General features: G+C 71.6%; 16 protein-coding genes. 10 read left to right on the top strand and 6 right to left on the bottom strand.

Going from position 1 to position 15,141, the window contains the following annotated elements:
* The first annotated feature begins 30 nt into the window (after nucleotides 1-30).
* Nucleotides 31-996 carry an ABC transporter substrate-binding protein gene (locus LWP59_RS19770; RefSeq protein WP_144642461.1) on the top strand — a complete coding sequence of 322 codons (966 nt, stop codon included), beginning with the start codon at nucleotides 31-33 and terminating at the stop codon, nucleotides 994-996.
* Between the two features lie 43 nt (nucleotides 997-1,039).
* On the opposite strand, the gene LWP59_RS19765 is transcribed toward LWP59_RS19770, so the two are convergent.
* Nucleotides 1,040-1,486, bottom strand: a complete 447-nt coding sequence (locus LWP59_RS19765; RefSeq protein WP_144642463.1) for a MarR family winged helix-turn-helix transcriptional regulator — start codon at nucleotides 1,484-1,486, stop codon at nucleotides 1,040-1,042.
* Between the two features lie 54 nt (nucleotides 1,487-1,540).
* On the opposite strand from LWP59_RS19765, the gene LWP59_RS19760 reads away from it, so the two are divergent.
* Nucleotides 1,541-1,891 (top strand): VOC family protein, encoded by a 351-nt coding sequence (locus LWP59_RS19760; RefSeq protein WP_144642464.1) that lies wholly within the window; start codon nucleotides 1,541-1,543, stop codon nucleotides 1,889-1,891.
* A 148-nt stretch (nucleotides 1,892-2,039) separates the two neighbouring features.
* On the opposite strand, the gene LWP59_RS19755 is transcribed toward LWP59_RS19760, so the two are convergent.
* From LWP59_RS19755 to LWP59_RS19745, 3 genes are all read right to left on the bottom strand, one after another.
* Nucleotides 2,040-3,581: a putative glycoside hydrolase gene (locus LWP59_RS19755; RefSeq protein WP_144642465.1), complete on the bottom strand. Its 1,542-nt coding sequence runs from the start codon at nucleotides 3,579-3,581 to the stop codon at nucleotides 2,040-2,042.
* A 113-nt stretch (nucleotides 3,582-3,694) separates the two neighbouring features.
* Nucleotides 3,695-4,255 (bottom strand): TetR/AcrR family transcriptional regulator, encoded by a 561-nt coding sequence (locus tag LWP59_RS19750; RefSeq protein WP_229857507.1) that lies wholly within the window; start codon nucleotides 4,253-4,255, stop codon nucleotides 3,695-3,697.
* A 124-nt stretch (nucleotides 4,256-4,379) separates the two neighbouring features.
* Complete coding sequence (locus LWP59_RS19745; RefSeq protein ID WP_233921998.1) at nucleotides 4,380-4,766, bottom strand: ribonuclease domain-containing protein; 387 nt, start codon at nucleotides 4,764-4,766, stop codon at nucleotides 4,380-4,382.
* Between the two features lie 309 nt (nucleotides 4,767-5,075).
* Here LWP59_RS19745 and surE point away from each other — a divergent pair, with 309 nt between their 5' ends.
* The gene (gene surE / locus LWP59_RS19740; protein ID WP_229857510.1) at nucleotides 5,076-6,047 is read left to right on the top strand and encodes a 5'/3'-nucleotidase SurE; all 972 of its coding nucleotides are present in this window, start codon (nucleotides 5,076-5,078) and stop codon (nucleotides 6,045-6,047) included.
* A gap of 62 nt (nucleotides 6,048-6,109) precedes the next feature.
* Here the strand turns inward: surE and LWP59_RS19735 are convergent, their stop codons facing one another.
* Nucleotides 6,110-6,604 carry a hypothetical protein gene (locus LWP59_RS19735; protein ID WP_186383400.1) on the bottom strand — a complete coding sequence of 165 codons (495 nt, stop codon included), beginning with the start codon at nucleotides 6,602-6,604 and terminating at the stop codon, nucleotides 6,110-6,112.
* The gene (locus LWP59_RS19730; RefSeq protein WP_144642467.1) at nucleotides 6,601-7,188 is read right to left on the bottom strand and encodes a class F sortase; all 588 of its coding nucleotides are present in this window, start codon (nucleotides 7,186-7,188) and stop codon (nucleotides 6,601-6,603) included. Before LWP59_RS19730 ends, LWP59_RS19735 begins: the two co-directional genes overlap by 4 nt.
* 190 nt (nucleotides 7,189-7,378) lie before the next feature.
* Here LWP59_RS19730 and LWP59_RS19725 point away from each other — a divergent pair, with 190 nt between their 5' ends.
* The 7 genes from LWP59_RS19725 to LWP59_RS19695 are packed head-to-tail and all read left to right on the top strand — an operon-like array spanning nucleotide 7,379 to nucleotide 15,137.
* A complete protein-coding gene (locus LWP59_RS19725) occupies nucleotides 7,379-8,485 on the top strand; it encodes an NDMA-dependent alcohol dehydrogenase (RefSeq protein ID WP_144642468.1) in 1,107 nt (368 codons plus the stop codon).
* A 17-nt stretch (nucleotides 8,486-8,502) separates the two neighbouring features.
* Nucleotides 8,503-9,621, top strand: coding sequence for an NDMA-dependent alcohol dehydrogenase (locus LWP59_RS19720; RefSeq protein ID WP_144642469.1), 1,119 nt, complete (start codon nucleotides 8,503-8,505; stop codon nucleotides 9,619-9,621).
* A 46-nt stretch (nucleotides 9,622-9,667) separates the two neighbouring features.
* On the top strand, nucleotides 9,668-11,266 hold the full coding sequence (locus LWP59_RS19715; protein WP_144642470.1) for an ABC transporter substrate-binding protein: 1,599 nt from the start codon (nucleotides 9,668-9,670) through the stop codon (nucleotides 11,264-11,266).
* Nucleotides 11,263-12,273, top strand: a complete 1,011-nt coding sequence (locus LWP59_RS19710) for an ABC transporter permease (RefSeq protein ID WP_144642471.1) — start codon at nucleotides 11,263-11,265, stop codon at nucleotides 12,271-12,273. The genes LWP59_RS19715 and LWP59_RS19710 overlap by 4 nt, the downstream gene beginning before the upstream one ends.
* Nucleotides 12,260-13,132 (top strand): ABC transporter permease, encoded by an 873-nt coding sequence (locus tag LWP59_RS19705; protein WP_144642472.1) that lies wholly within the window; start codon nucleotides 12,260-12,262, stop codon nucleotides 13,130-13,132. The genes LWP59_RS19710 and LWP59_RS19705 overlap by 14 nt, the downstream gene beginning before the upstream one ends.
* Complete coding sequence (locus LWP59_RS19700) at nucleotides 13,129-14,160, top strand: ABC transporter ATP-binding protein (protein WP_144642473.1); 1,032 nt, start codon at nucleotides 13,129-13,131, stop codon at nucleotides 14,158-14,160. The genes LWP59_RS19705 and LWP59_RS19700 overlap by 4 nt, the downstream gene beginning before the upstream one ends.
* A complete protein-coding gene (locus tag LWP59_RS19695) occupies nucleotides 14,157-15,137 on the top strand; it encodes an ABC transporter ATP-binding protein (RefSeq protein ID WP_144642474.1) in 981 nt (326 codons plus the stop codon). The genes LWP59_RS19700 and LWP59_RS19695 overlap by 4 nt, the downstream gene beginning before the upstream one ends.
* Nucleotides 15,138-15,141: the final 4 nt, after the last annotated feature.

The following is a 15,141-nucleotide window of genomic DNA, read 5'->3' as shown; positions in this document are numbered from 1 at the left end:
AAGATGGCTGTGAACAAAGGAGTTCTGGCAATGAAGATTCCGAAGATCGTCACGGCGATCGCGGGTGCCGCGCTGGCGGTGAGCCTCGCCGCGTGCGGGCAGGGCGGCGGCTCCGGCGCGGGCGGCAACGGCCCGCTGATCGCGATCGTGTCCAAGGGCTTCCAGCACCAGTTCTGGCAGGCCGTGAAGAAGGGCGCCGAGGACGAGGCGAGCGCGAAGGGCGCCCGGATCACCTTCGTCGGCCCGGCCACCGAACAGGACGTCGAGCAGCAGGTCAACATGCTCACCAACGAGCTGGCCAAGTCGCCGCAGGCGCTCGGCTTCGCCGCGCTGGACTCGCGCGCGGCGGCGCCGTTGCTGCAGCAGGCCAAGTCGCAGAAGATCCCGGTGATCGCGTTCGACTCGGGGGTGGACAGCGACATCCCGGCGACCACGGTGGCCACGGACAACAAGGCGGCCGCGGCCGAGGCGGCCAAGCACCTGGCCGAGCAGATCGGCGGTCAGGGCAAGGTCGCGATGGTCGTGCACGACCAGACCAGCCTGTCCGGCAAGGACCGCCGCGACGGGTTCCTCGACTGGATGCGGCAGAACGCGCCCGGCATCACCGTGCTGCCCCCGCAGTACGGTGGCGGCGACCAGCTGCAGTCGGCCAACATCACGAAGTCGATCCTGCAGGCCAACCCCGACCTCAAGGGGATCTACGGCTCGAACGAGGGCTCGGCGATCGGGGTCATCAAGGGCGTGCAGGAAAGCGGTAAGACGGGCATCACCATCGCCGGGTTCGACTCGGGCAAGGCCCAGATCGACGCGATCAACAGCGGCGCCGAGGCCGGTGCCATCACCCAGGACCCGGTCGACATCGGCAGGCAGCTGGTGGACGCGGCGCTCAAGGCGATCAACGGCCAGCAGCTGCCCAAGCGGATCGACACGGCCTACTACTGGTACGACAAGACGAACATCGGCGACCCGAAGATCCAGGCCGCGCTCTACCAGTAGCCGGCGGCGTGGGCCGGGTAACGCCTTGCCCGGCCCACGCCCGTCAGCCGCGCCCGGTCAGCTGTTCGAGGGCGGGCAGCGCGGCGCGCATCGCCGCCCGCTCGGCATCGCCGAGCAGGTCGACCCGCCTGCGCAGCTCCTCGGCGACGGTGAGCCAGGCGTCCCCGGCGATCGACGCGCCGGCGTCGGTGACGATGACGAGCGACGCCCGCCGGTCGGCGGCGACGCGTTCGCGGCGGACGAAGCCCTTCTCGGTCAGGTCGGTGACGATGCGGGACATGCTCGGCGAGGTCACCCCCTCCTTCCCGGCCAGGTCGCTCAGGCGCAGCGGCCCGGACCGGACGAGCGTGATCAGCGCCGAGATCTCGCCGTGGGTCAGCACGGCGGGCTCCTGGCGCCGCACCGACCGGGTGAGCCTGCCGATCGACACGAACAGCCGGGCCGCGAGCTCGCCGCTGTCGGTCACCGGCACTGCCGGGTTCGTGGTCACCGCTCGTCCCCTCGTCGTCGTGATGCCGGTCCCGGAAAGCCCTAGGCTTGCCGGGTGATCAATGGTGCGCACGTCATCGTCCACAGCCGCGACGCCGAGGCCGACCGGAGCTTCCTCCGGGACGTGCTCGGCTTCCCGCACGTCGACGCCGGGCACGGCTGGCTGATCTTCAGGCTGCCACCCGCGGAGATCGCGGTCCATCCTACGGAGGGGCCGGAGGCGCACGAGCTGTACTTCATGTGCGCCGACGTCGAGGCGACCGTGGCGGAGCTGAGCGACCGCGGAGTGGTGTTCACCGAGCCCGTCACCGACGCCGGCTGGGGCAGGCTGACCCGGCTCCGGCTGCCCGGCGGCGGGGAGGTCGGGCTGTACGAGCCGCGGCACGAGCGGGCCACCGACCTCTAGGGCCGCCGCCCGGCGACCGCCGGGCTCGCAGTCATCCCGCACGCTACTCACGCTCCCTCCTGTCCAGGAACACGGGCGGCGGGCGGGTGGCGTTCAGGTGAAGCGCGTCACCACCGTTCGCGTCGCCGCGGGCGGTGGCCGCCGTGGGTCACGGAGTGAGGGCGGCGGGGTCGTAGCGGCAGGCCGCGTTCCACAACAGGAACGAGTCCATCCCGTTGTCCTTCGCCGCGGTGATCTGGGCCCGGATCTCCTCGGGCCCATACGTCCGGCGCATGCTGAAGGCCTGCAGCCACGGGATGGTCACGGCCTGGCCCTGCTGGGCCTGCCGCCCGAAGTCGGCCAGCGAGCGCGCGGTGATGTCGTACGGCGCGGACTCGGGATCGTCGATGCCGTACTCCCCGCTGCCCCAGTGCGACGGGTAGACCATGGGGGCGATGTAGTCCACCTCGCGGGACATCGCCGGGATGTCCTGTGCGATCTGGGTCGGGCGGGTGACCGCGATGCCGAAGACCGAGGCACCGAGGAACGCGCCGTGCGCGCGGACCGTTTCGCGGCTCTGCGCCAGGAAGTCGGCGATCGCCTGCTCGGGCGTGCCCTGCAGGCCCGGCAGCCGCATCCGGTCGAGCGAGCCCTCCGGGCGGCGCACGTAGTCGTAGAGGATGTCGTCGAAGCCGAGCTCCGCCGCCTCGGTGGCGAGGTCGGCGTTGTAGTCGCGAACCTCCGGGTTCGCGAAGTTCGTGAAGGTGTAGTCGCCGTAGCCGCTCGCCCACGCTTGACCATCCGTGGTCTGGACCAGTCGGTCGTGCTTTCCGGCATCCCAGGAGGCGCGGGCCAGCACCGGATCGCGGAAGGCGACGAGCCTGCCCACCACGCGCAGATGCAGGGCGTGCAGCTGGTCCAGGGTGGCGCGGGCGTCGTAGTACTTCTTCGCCGCGCCGATCTCGCGGGCCAGCGGCACCTGCGAGTCGTAGCCGATTTCCCCGTCCTCGTCCTTGATGTCCAGCTCGACGGTGTCGATGAGCCCGTCGCGGGCCATCTGCAGCACCGGCTCGCGCAGCTCCGGCGAGGCCCACGCGAGCGCGGTCATGTGCACCCCGCGCATGCGCGGGTGCTTGGTGGGCACCGGGGTCTCGGTCGTGGCCACGTTGCCCGCCGGGTCCGCCGCGGCGAGGTCGAGGTAGGCTGGCGGGCTGGGCAGCGTCGTGCTGAAGCCGCCGTCCTCGTCGACCGGCACCGGGCTGCCGTTGAGGGTGACGATCCGAGCGCCGGGGGCGGACCCGCGGACGGTCAGCGGTGCGTGCAGGTCGTCGGCCTGGACGGGTTCCACCGACATCCGCGGTGGGGTGTCGTCGACGGTGAACGTGCGGGTGACCTTGGCGGCCGTGAGCTGTGGCACCGCGCCGACGCTCGCGATCAGGGTGTGCCTGCCCTCGGACAGCTCCATCCGCGGCAGCTGGACGTGATCTCCCTTGGCCGTGAAGGGAATCTCGCGCCCATCGAGCAGGACCCGCAGCCCGTGGGTGTCGGCGCTGCTGACGCTGATCCGGTCGAAGACGGTCGCCGTCGTGACCGCCCCGTCGCGAAGCCCGTGCACCACCGGGCTTTCCGGGCGGGTGGCGAGTCCGGTGTGGACCGCGCCGAGCACCATGGCGCCGGCGAGCGCCGCCAGCAGGGCCGGGCGCGGATCCATGCGAGCTCCTCCCGTTCGGCGCACTGAGCGAGAAGTGCCCGCCCGAAGATCAGCTCATGCTCGCTGCCACCTGTTCGGGTGGCCGCGCTCGCCCGTCCGGGTTACCGGAACCGTCAGTTCGGCGTGCGGACGCCGTGCAGCAGGAGATCGATCAGCTGGGTGGCCGGCGCCCGCTGGTCCTCCTCGCCCGCGATCATGGTGATCCCGCCGAGGCCCATCAGCACGTCGTTCGGCGCCAGCCCGCGCCGCACCACGCCCGCGGCGGTGCCGGCGTCGAGCAGTGTCGCGATGGCCGAGCGGAGCAGGTCGCGGGTGTGCAAGCGGTCCTCTTCGGACAGCAGGACCGCGCGCAGCACGTCCGCCATGCCCTGCTTCGCCGCCATGAAGTCGACGAACCGCTCCATCCACGCCCGCAACGCGTCGGCGGGCGGCAGTTGCTCGAGCAGTTCCGGTGCGGCGGCGCACAGCCGGCCGACCTCGTTGCGGTACACGGCCTCGACCAGTGCCTCGCGAGTCGGGAACCGCCGGTAGAGCGTGCCGATCCCGACCCCGGCTTCGCGTGCGATGGCCTTGAGCGACGCCTGGGTGCCTTCGCGGCCGAAGGTCTCGGCGGCGGCCGTCAGCAGGCGTTCGCGGTTGTTCCGGGCGTCGGCCCGCAGGGCTCGATCCGGCACGGCGCTCCTCCCGTCACTCGCTGAGCGGACCCGGGTCCGCTTACCACTCTAACCCGGGACGGGACGTCGCCGCCGTGCGGTTGTGGCCGATCCGGGCGGACCGCCACAACCGGCGGGACCGGGGTCAGACGATGCGGTAGAAGTTGACGTAGTGGTCGGGGGTGTACCAGACCACGCCGGTGGTCACGTCGCGCACGATGCGCGCCGCGTCGCGGGCGGCGCCCTTCGCGCGGGGGTTGACGTCGTACTCGTTGAAGCTGTCGCAGGCGGGCAGTTCGCCCTCGCGGTTCTGGAAGACGCCGCCGGAGTAGTTGTACTGGCCGTAGGGCCAGGCATACCAGCCCGCCGACCGCGGGAAGCCGAGCTCGTTCCAGCCGTTGTAGGCGGTTTTCGCCGCCGAGCAGCCGGAAACCGAGCAGGAGTCGTACACGGCGGCGCTCGCCGGCGTGACCAGAACGGTGGTACAGAGCGCGAACAGCAGCGCGAGCACCGAAAGGGACCTTCGCAACACGGGCAGACCTCCGGATCGGGAGACACGACGATCCGATGATCGGGCGCGGAAACCAACAGGGTCAACCGATTCCGTGTGAACTTCCGACGATAGTCGGGTCGCGCCGCCATCCGATCTTCACCTGCGCGACACCCGTCGACGCGGCAAAGCCCGGCCGTCGTTCAGCGGCGCCGCCTAGCTTCGGGCGCATGCCAGGATGCGCCTTCACCCGCCGGGACGACGGGCTGGGCCGCATGGCGCCCGTGCCGCCGGCGGCGAGGCGACTGGTTCCGCCGGGACCTGGCCGCGCACCGCGAGCAGCCGACGCTGGTGTTCGGCCACCACCCGCTGGTCGTGCAGGACTCAGCCTTCCCCGGCATCGCCGGCAACTCGCGATTGACCGGGCGGCAGGCGGGGTATGTGGACGGTCCGGCGCTGGAGGTCGTGCACGCCGGTCCGCGCGCCGGCCGAGCGCGTCACCCGCCGTTCCCGCGACCAGGAAAGGACGTCCGGCTTCCCGTGACCACGACCGTGCTCGTCACCAACGACGACGGCATCGACTCACCGGGCCTGCACGCGCTCGCCCGGTGCGCCCGCGACCGCGGCTGGCACACCGTCGTCGCCGCGCCCGTGGCCGAGGCCAGCGGCACGAGCGCCGGGCTCACCGCGGCCACCGACAACCGCGAGATCGTCGTCGAGCCCCGGACGCTGCCGGGGCTGCCCGGCGTCGACGCCCACGCGGTCGCCTCGCATCCCGGGCTCATCGCGCTCATCGGCAGCCACGAGGCGTTCGGCGTCCGGCCCGGCGTGCTGCTCTCGGGCGTCAACCGCGGTGCCAACGTCGGCCGCGCGATCCTGCACTCGGGCACGGTCGGCGCCGCACTGACAGCCGGCATCAACGGCGTGCGGGCTCTGGCGGTGTCGCTCGACGTCGGACTCGGCGGCAACGCGGCGCCGCACTGGGACAGCGCGACCGAGATCGTGGCCGGGCTCCTGCCGGCGCTCGCCGCGATGGAGGCGGGAACCGTGCTCAACCTCAACGTCCCGGACCGCCCGTGCGGCGAGCTGCGGCCGCTGAACTGGGCCCGGCTCGCGTCGTTCGGCCAGGCCCAGAGCCGGGTGCGCCGGGTGCGCGACGGCGTCCTGGAACTGACGACCGTCGAGGTGGACGGCGAGCTGGAACCGGGCACGGACGCGGCGCTGCTGGCCGCCGGGCATCCGACGCTCACCGCCCTGCGCTCGGTCGGTGAGGACGAGCGCCGGATGAGCGGGCCCCTGCCGCAGCCCGCGCCCGTGCGCTGACGCCGTCTACCCGGTCGCCATCGAACCGTCGCCGGTCTCCGGCGCGCCCTGCGGGCGGACCTTCACCTGCGGGGCCTGGCCGGGCTCGTCGCCGTGACGCACCGGGTCTCGGCCGTCGTGGTCGGCTCCGTCGTGCTGGTCGGCGGTGCGCTCGTGGTCGACTCCTGCGGAGTCGTGGGTGTCGACGTCGGCGTGGTGGGTTTCGTCGTGGGCACCGAGCAGACGACGGCGAACTCCGCCGTCGCGGTGCCGTTGCCCACCGGGCCACCGCTGCCCGAGCACGTGAAGCTCGCCGTGTAGTGCCCTGGTCTCGCGCCCGCCCTGCCGTACCCGAACCCCTTGCTGAGGCTGACCGGGGCCGCCAGCCCCGGCGACGTCACCTCGCTCGCGTTGCCCGCGCAGTACGCGCTGAACTTCACCGTCTGGCCGGCGAGCACGGTCGACGGGCCGACCCGCAGCGTCGGCGGTGGCGCGGTCGCGCTCGCGACCGGTGCCGTGACGAGGCCGCCCGCGATCGCGAGCAGGCCGGCCGATACGAGAAGCGTCTTCCTGTTCATCCCTCAGCTCCTTCGAACACCGCGAAAACGATGATGTTGTCGCGGTAGCTGTGCGCGGCGTGGTCGAAGCTGCCGCCGCAGGTGATCAACCGCAGCTCCGGGTCCGCGGTGTCGTCGTAGACCGCGCCGGAGGGGAACACGTCCTTGTCGGCCTGTTCCACCCTGCTCACCACGAACCGTGCCGTGGAACCGTCCACACGCGACACCGAGACGCGGTCGCCGGGGACGAGCTCCTTGAGGCGGTAGAAGATCCCGAGCTGCTTGTTCCCGTCGACGTGCCCCAGGATCACCGCGGGCCCGACCTCGCCGGGCGTCGAGCCGAACCGGTACCAGCCCGCCTGCTGCGGTTCGCTGACCGGCGGCACGTCCACGGTGTGGTCGGGGTTGAGCCCCAGGGGCACCAGGCTCGAGTGCGCGCCGATCCTGGGGATGTCGATCGCGGCGGGCTCCGCCGGCGGCAGCCCGGCCTGCGCGGAGGTGGTCGCCGGGGGCGGCGGGACGGCCGGGGCGGGCTGCCGGGTGGCGCAGCCGCCGAGCAGCGCGACGGCGAGCAGCAGGACAACAGCGGACAGTGCGCGTCTCATGGTCGTCCCCCCGGTTCGCGGCCCTGGTAACGACAAGGCGCGGGAGCGGGCGCGGACGTTGCCGCCGACACCGATTCGTGACCTGCGTGGTGCCGGGGGACGCAGCACCCCTTTCGCCGGATGGAATGGCTCTGGCTGCCGTCGCGGTGGCAGCGGATCGTGGAGCCACTGCCGAAGAACGGGGAGCCAGATGATCACCACGCGTGCCGCGATCTGCCGGGAACCCCGGCGCCCCTGGGAAATCGTCGACCTCGAGCTCGACGAACCGAAAGCCACCGAGGTCCGGGTCAGGTTCCACGCCGCGGGGATGTGTCACTCCGACGACCACATCCAGAAGGGCGACGCGCAGATGCGCTTCCCGGTGGTGGGCGGGCACGAGGGCGCCGGCGTGGTGGAGGCCGTGGGCGCGGACGTGACCAGGGTGGCGGTCGGCGACCACGTGGTGTGCTCGTTCATCCCCGCCTGCGGGAAGTGCCGGTACTGCTCGACCGGGCACCAGAACCTGTGCGACGAGGGCAAGAACGCCTCGACCGGCGAGTTCGCCGACGGCACCTTCCGGTTCCACCTCGACGGCGAGGACCTCGGCGGGCTGTGCGTGCTGGGCACCTTCGCCGAGCGCGCGGTGCTCTCGGAGTACTCCTGCATCAAGATCCCCGACGACATCCCGTTCGACGTCGCCGCCCTGGTCAGCTGCGGCGTCCCGACCGGCTGGGGCACGGCCGTCCACGCCGCCGGGGTGCGCGCGGGACAGACGGTCGTCGTCTACGGCGCGGGCGGGGTGGGCAGCAACGCGGTGCAGGGCGCGCGGTATGCGGGGGCGAAGAACGTCGTGGTGGTGGATCCTGTGGAGTTCAAGCGGGACATGGCGAAGGTGTTCGGTGCGACGCACACCTTCGCGGACGCGCGGTCCGCGCATGAGTTCGTGGTGGAGACCACCTGGGGCCAGCTCGCCGACCACGCCCTCATCACCGTCGGCGTCCTCGGTGACGAGGTGATCGACTCGGCACTCCAGGTCGTCGGCAAGTCCGGCCAGGTCACCATCACCGCCGTCGGTCCCGGGCAGCTCGACGCGCCCGGCGGGATGCTGATCGGCTACCAGCGCCGCGTGCAGGGCGCGCTGTTCGGCAACTGCAACCCCCTCTACGACGTGCCGCGCCTGCTGGGCCTCTACCGCTCCGGTGACCTGAAACTCGACGAGCTGATCACCCGGCGGTACTCGCTCGACGAGGTCAACCAGGGCTACCAGGACATGCTCGACGGCAAGAACATCCGCGGCGTCATCGTCCACGAACACTGAGGCAGAAGGGGTCCGCAATGCCGATCACGACGCGCGCCGCCATCACCCGCAGGGCGCACACCCCGTGGGAGATCGTGGAGCTGCGGCTCGACGAGCCGAAGGCGCACGAGGTCCGGGTCAAGTTCGCCGCTTCGGGGCTGTGCCACTCCGACGACCACATCACCCGCGGCGACGCGCCCGTGCGGCTGCCCGTGGTCGGCGGGCACGAGGGCGCCGGCATCGTGGAGTCCGTCGGGCCGCACGTGCGCCGGGTCAAGCCCGGCGACCGGATCGTGTGCTCCTACATCCCGGCCTGCGGCAGCTGCCGCCCGTGCTCGACCGGGCACCAGAACATGTGCGAGAAGGGCCTCAACGCCGGGACCGGGATGTTCCTCGACGGGACGTTCCGCTTCCACCTCGACGACGAGGACCTCGGCGGCTTCTGCACGCTGGGCACCTTCTCGCAGTACGCGGTGGTCTCGGAATGGGCCTGCATCCCGCTCGCCGAGGACATCCCGTTCGAGATCGCCGCGCTCGTCGGCTGCGGCGTGCCCACCGGCTGGGGCTCGGCCGTGCACGCGGCCGGGGTGCGCGCGGGACAGACGGTCGTCGTCTACGGCGCGGGCGGGGTGGGCAGCAACGCGGTGCAGGGCGCGCGGTATGCGGGGGCGAAGAACGTCGTGGTGGTGGATCCTGTGGAGTTCAAGCGGGACATGGCGAAGGTGTTCGGTGCGACGCACACCTTCGCGGACGCGCGGTCCGCGCATGAGTTCGTGGTGGAGACCACCTGGGGCCAGCTCGCCGACCACGCCATCTGCACCCCCGGGGTGCTCACCGAGGAGATCGTCAACGCCGCGGTGCAGGTCACCGGGAAGGCGGGCAAGGTCACCGTCACCGCCGTCGGCAAGCTCGGCGACAGGGCGGTGCACTTCCCGGCCGGGATGCTCATCGGCTACCAGCGCCAGATCCGCGGCGCCCTGTTCGGCGACAGCAACCCGCTCTACGACGTGCCGCGGCTGCTGAACCTCTACCGGGCGGGTGACCTCAAGCTCGACGAGCTGGTCACCCGGCGGTACTCGCTCGAGCAGGTCAACGAGGGCTACGAGGACATGCTCGAGGGCAAGAACATCCGCGGGGTCATCGTGCACGAGCACTGACCGTCCACAACAGACCGGGTCACTTCGCAACGGAGCGGGAGATTCCGTGAGAACCAGGATTCAGCAGCTACTCGCCCTCGCGGCGGTCGCCCTCGTCGTCGCCGCGTGTGGTGGCGGCGGCCAGTCCGGCGGCAACGGCGCCGCCGGACCGCCCCAGCGGGGCGGCAGCCTCACCGTGCTGGAGGCGGGCGGCTATGCCGGGGCGTGGCCGAGCGGGCTCGACCCCGCCACCAACACCACCGGCGGCGCGAACCTCAGCCAGATGAACGCGATCTTCGGCGGGCTCTTCCGGCTCGACGCCGACGAGAACGGCGGGAACGCCCGCGTCGTGCCGGACCTGGCGGCCGGCTACGACCTGAGCCCCGATGGCAAGACCGTCAAGATCACCCTCCGGGACGGGGTGAAGTTCAGCGACGGCACGGCCTTCGACGCCGCGGCGGTCGCGTTCAACTTCACCCGCGACGTCAGCTCGACCTGCACCTGCGCGCCCCGCTGGCCGCTGGTCGAGCAGGGCGGGATCAGCACCGAGGGCAACGCGGTGGTGCTGAAGTTCAGCCGCCCGTTCGCCGCAGTGATCAACTCGATGCTGGTGTCCAACGTCAACTGGATCGCCTCGCCCGCGGCGCTGCAGAAGCTCGGCCCCGACCAGTTCAAGATCACCCCCGTCGGCGCGGGACCGTTCAAGGTGGAGGGCGACCAGCTCAGCTCGCAGCTGAGCCTGGTGCGCAACGAGTCCTACTACAAGCAGGGCCAGCCGTACCTGGACAAGCTGACGTTCAAGACCATCGGCGGCGACCAGCCCGCCTACCAGGCACTGCAGGCCGGGCAGGCACAGGCCTACGAGGGCATGGTCACCACGCCGCTGATCGAGCAGGCGCAGTCGGACAAGCGGCTGACCGTCACCGTCCAGCCACCGACCTCGCCGTACGTGGTGCAGCTCAACACCAAGACCGCGCCGTTCGACAACGAGAAGGCCCGCGAGGCGATCTACTACGCCACCAACGTCGACGCCATCCGCAAGGGCCTGTTCAAGGACTGGTACCCCGCCGCGCAGACCTTCACCGGTCCCGGCGGGCTGTTCTACCACGAGATCGTGCCCGGCTACCGGACCTACGACCTGGCCAAGGCCAAGGCGCTCGTCGCCGAGCTCGGCGGGCTCACGGTGGACCTCGGCACCCTGAGAAACTACGTGGCCGAGCAGGCGAACACCGCGCTGCAGAGCCAGTGGGAGGCCGCGGGCATCAAGGTCGTCATGCACTCCGACGAGCTGAACGCGCTCATCGGCGACTTCAACTCCAACCGCTGGCAGGCGATGCTGCAGACCGCGGGGTCGTGGGATCCCGCGGCCGGCGTCGGCGTCTCGTTCCGCTTCTCCGCGACCTCGCCGTTCAGCGGAGTGGCGGACCCGAAGCTCGACGACCTGCTGAACCAGGCGGCCGCCGATGTGGACCCGGCCGGGCGCGACGCCCTGTACACCCAGGCGGGCAAGTATGTCAGTGACAACGCCTACGCGCCCTACATCCTGGCCTTCGCCCCGACGAACCTCTCCGTCAGGGGCGTGCACGGGCCCGGGCTGACCACGAAGATCCCGCCGTTGCTGGTCAACACCGGGGTGCAGTGGGACGGCGTCTGGATGGCCAAATGACCGTCGCGGAGGCCCGCGCCCCGGGCGCGCTCAGCCACGTCCTGCACTCACCGAGCCTGCGCCTGGTCGTGCGGCGGCTGCTGATGGCTATCCCGATCGTGCTCGGCGTCAGCATCCTCACCTTCCTGGTGCTGAGCCTGATCCCCGGTGACGCGGCCCAGCTGCTGCTCGGCCCCGAGGCCACCCCGGCCCAGGTCGCCGCGCTGAACCACCAGATGGGCCTCGACCAGCCCGCCGTGCTGCGCTACCTGCACTGGCTCGGCGGCGCGCTCCACGGGGACCTGGGCAACTCGCTGGTCAGCGGGCAGCCGGTGACCGGCGAGCTGGGCTCCCGCCTCGCCGTCAGCGGGGAGCTGGTCGGGCTCGCCTTCGTCATCTCGCTCGGGCTGGCGGTGCCGGTCGCGCTGCTGGCGGCCTACCGGCCCAACCGGCTCGTCGACCGGATCAGCATGCTGGTCAGCATCACTGGGCTGTCGGTGGCCAACTACGTGTTCGCGCTGCTGCTGGTGCTGCTGTTCGCCGTCCGGTTCACCGTGTTCCCCGCCATCGGGTTCGTCCCCGTCGGGCAGGGCCTGGGGGAGAACCTGCGCTCGCTGTTCCTGCCCGCGGTCGCGATCGCGTTCCCGCTGTTCTGCTTCTACACCAGGTTCCTGCGTGGGGACCTGGTGGACCAGCTGCAGGGCGAGGACTACATCGTGACGGCGCGGGCGAAGGGGATCGGGCCGTGGCAGGTGCTGCTGCGGCACGCGTTCCGCAACTCCTCCTTCGGGCTGCTCACCGTCGTCGGGCTGAACCTGGGGACGCTGATCGGCGCGACCGTGATCATCGAGCAGATCTTCGCGCTGCCGGGCATCGGCCAGCTGCTGCTGCAGGCGATCAACACCCGGGACTACGTGGTGGTGCAGGCCTGCGTGGTGGTCTTCGCCATCGTCGCGGTGCTGGCGAACCTGCTCACCGACCTGCTCTACGCCGTACTCGACCCGAGGATCCGCTATGGCGATAGTTGAGGCCGGCGCGTCGGCCGTCCTGCTCAAGGACGACAGCGGGCTCGGCCGGGGCTGGCTGCGGCACCTCGAGCTGGTCGTGCCGCTCGTCCTGCTCGTGCTGGTGGTCGGCGCGTGCTTCGTGTGGCCGCTCGTCGGCCCGGTGCCCGGCCCGACCGGCGGCGACGTGCTCTCGTCCAACCTGCCCGCGTTCTCCCCCGGGCACCTGCTCGGCACCGACCCCAACGGCAACGACGTGTGGTCCCGCCTGCTCTACGGCGGCCGCTCATCGCTGATCGTCGGGCTGTCGGTGAACGCGCTCGGCCTCGTCCTGGGCGGCACGCTGGGCGCGGTGAGCGCCTACGCGGGCGGGGTGCTCGACGCGGTGATCATGCGGGTGCTCGACGTGCTGATCGCGTTCCCGTCGCTGGTGCTGACCCTCGCCGTCGCGCAGAGCCTCGGGCCCAGCCAGACCAACACCATCCTGGCGCTGGCGTTCTTCTCGGTGCCGGCGTTCGCGCGGATCTCGCGGGCGGCGACCCTGCGGCTGCGCGAGCAGCCGTTCATGGTGGCGGCGGACCTGTGCGGCACGCGGGTGCCGCGGATGCTGTTCCGGCACATCGCGCCGAACATCCTGCCGCAGCTGGTGACCTTCTCCATGCTGGGGATGGGCATCACGATCGTCATCGAGGGCGCACTGAGCTTCCTCGGGCTCGGCATCCCGCCGCCCGCGCCGAGCTGGGGCAACATGATCTCCCAGGGGCAGCAGAGCCTGTCGGCGACGCCGATGCTCGTGGTCTGGCCGTGTCTCGTGCTCTTCCTGACCGTGCTGGCGTTCAACCTCCTGGGTGAGACGCTGCGCTCCCGCTGGAGTGGCCGATGAGTGTCGAAGAAGCCGCGCAGACCCTGCCCGTGTCCGTCCTGAGTGGACACCAGCCGCTGCTCGAGGTCGAGGACCTGCGGGTGCGGTTCGTCACCCGCGGTCGCCGCGTGCACGCGGTCAACGGGCTGTCCTACCGGCTCGAGGCCGGGCGGACGCTGGCCGTCATCGGCGAGTCCGGCTCGGGCAAGAGCGTCAGCTCCCGGGCTTTGATGGGCCTGCTGCCCCCGGCCGCCCGCGTCACCGGCTCGGCCCGGTTCGAGGGCAGGGAGCTGCTCGGGCGCTCGGAGAAGCAGATGCGGCGCATCCGCGGTGCCGAGATCGCGATGGTGTTCCAGGATCCGGCGCGCTCGCTCAACCCGACGATGCGGATCGGCACCCAGATCACCGAGGCCGTGCGCGCGCACGCCAAGGTGAGCCGTCAGGCCGCGCACGACCGCGCGGTCGAGCTGCTGCAGCTGGTGCGGCTGCCCGCGCCCGAGCGGCGGTTCCACGAGTACCCGCACCAGCTCTCCGGCGGGATGCGCCAGCGCGTGATGATCGCGATCGCGCTGGCGGGCGAGCCGAAGCTGCTGATCGCGGACGAGGCGACCACCGCGCTGGACGTGACCACCCAGGCGCAGATCATGCGGCTGCTGGCCGAGCTGCGGCAGCGCCTGGGCACGGCCATCGTGCTGATCAGCCACGACCTGGGCCTGGCGGCGAGCTACGCCGACGACGTGGTGGTGATGTACGCGGGCAGGGCGGTCGAGTACGCGCCGGCGAGCACGCTGTTCGCCCGCGTCCGGATGCCCTACACCCAGGCGCTGCTCGGGGCGATCCCGCGGCTCGAACGGCCGCCGCACGCGGAGCTGCCGGTGACTCCGGGGCAGCCGCCCGACCTCACGGCGCTGCCGGCGGGCTGCCCGTTCGCGCCGCGCTGCCCCCGCGCCACCGACGAATGCCGGACGACGGCGCCGCCGTTCACCGAGCACGAACCCGGTCACTGGTGGGCGTGCTGGCACCCGTGCGAGGTTGGAGGCGACCGATGACCACACCGCTGCTCAGCGTCCGCAACGTCGTCCAGGAGTTCACCGCGCGCGGGCGGGGCGGGGTCAAGGGCGGCGTGGTGCACGCCGTCTCGGACGTGTCGTTCGACCTCGCGACGGGGGAGACCCTCGGCGTGGTGGGGGAGACCGGCTCGGGGAAGTCCACGCTGGCCCGCTCGATCCTGCAGGCGCCGCGCCCGAAGTCGGGCGAGGTGTACTTCCAGGGCGAGGACCTGATGCGCAGGCGCAGCCGCGGGCTCACCGAGGCGCGGCGGCAGCTGCAGATGGTCTTCCAGGACCCCTACGGCTCGCTGAACCCGCGGTGGCGGGTTTCGGAGATCGTGGCGGAACCGCTCGTCGGCTACCGGGCGGGCAACCGCGAGTCACGCGTGCGGGAGCTGCTCGACCTGGTCGGGCTCAACCCGGACAGCTACGCCCGGCGCCGCCCGCACGAGCTGTCGGGCGGGCAGTGCCAGCGGGTCGCGATCGCCCGTGCCATCGCGCTCGACCCGGCGCTCGTGGTGTGCGACGAGGCAGTGTCCTCTTTGGACGTGCTGATCCAGGCGCAGGTGCTGAACCTGTTCGAGCGGCTGCGCCGGGAGCTGGGCCTGTCGTATCTGTTCATCTCCCACGACCTGGCGCTGGTCAAGCAGGTGAGCGACCGCGTCGCGGTGATGCACCTGGGGCAGCTGTGCGAGATCGGGCCCGCGGAGGCGCTCTACCGCGCGCCGCTGCACCCCTACACCGTCGCGCTGCTGTCGTCGATCCCGAAGCTGGAGCCGGGCGCCGCCCGCGACGCCGAGCCGGTGCCGCTCAGGGGTGAGCCGCCATCCCCGATCTCGCCCCCGAGCGGTTGCCGGTTCCGGACGCGGTGCCCGTTCGCCCGCGACCGCTGCGCCGCCGAGGCGCCGGTGCTGCGGGAGCTCGCGCCCGGCCACAGCGTCGCCTGTCACTTCCCGATGATGTCCGACGAACAGTAGGGGA

Source organism: Amycolatopsis acidiphila, from assembly GCF_021391495.1.
Lineage (GTDB): Bacteria > Actinomycetota > Actinomycetes > Mycobacteriales > Pseudonocardiaceae > Amycolatopsis_E > Amycolatopsis_E acidiphila.
Note: the sequence above shows the minus strand (reverse complement) of the source record. Positions and strands in the feature narration are given on the sequence as shown.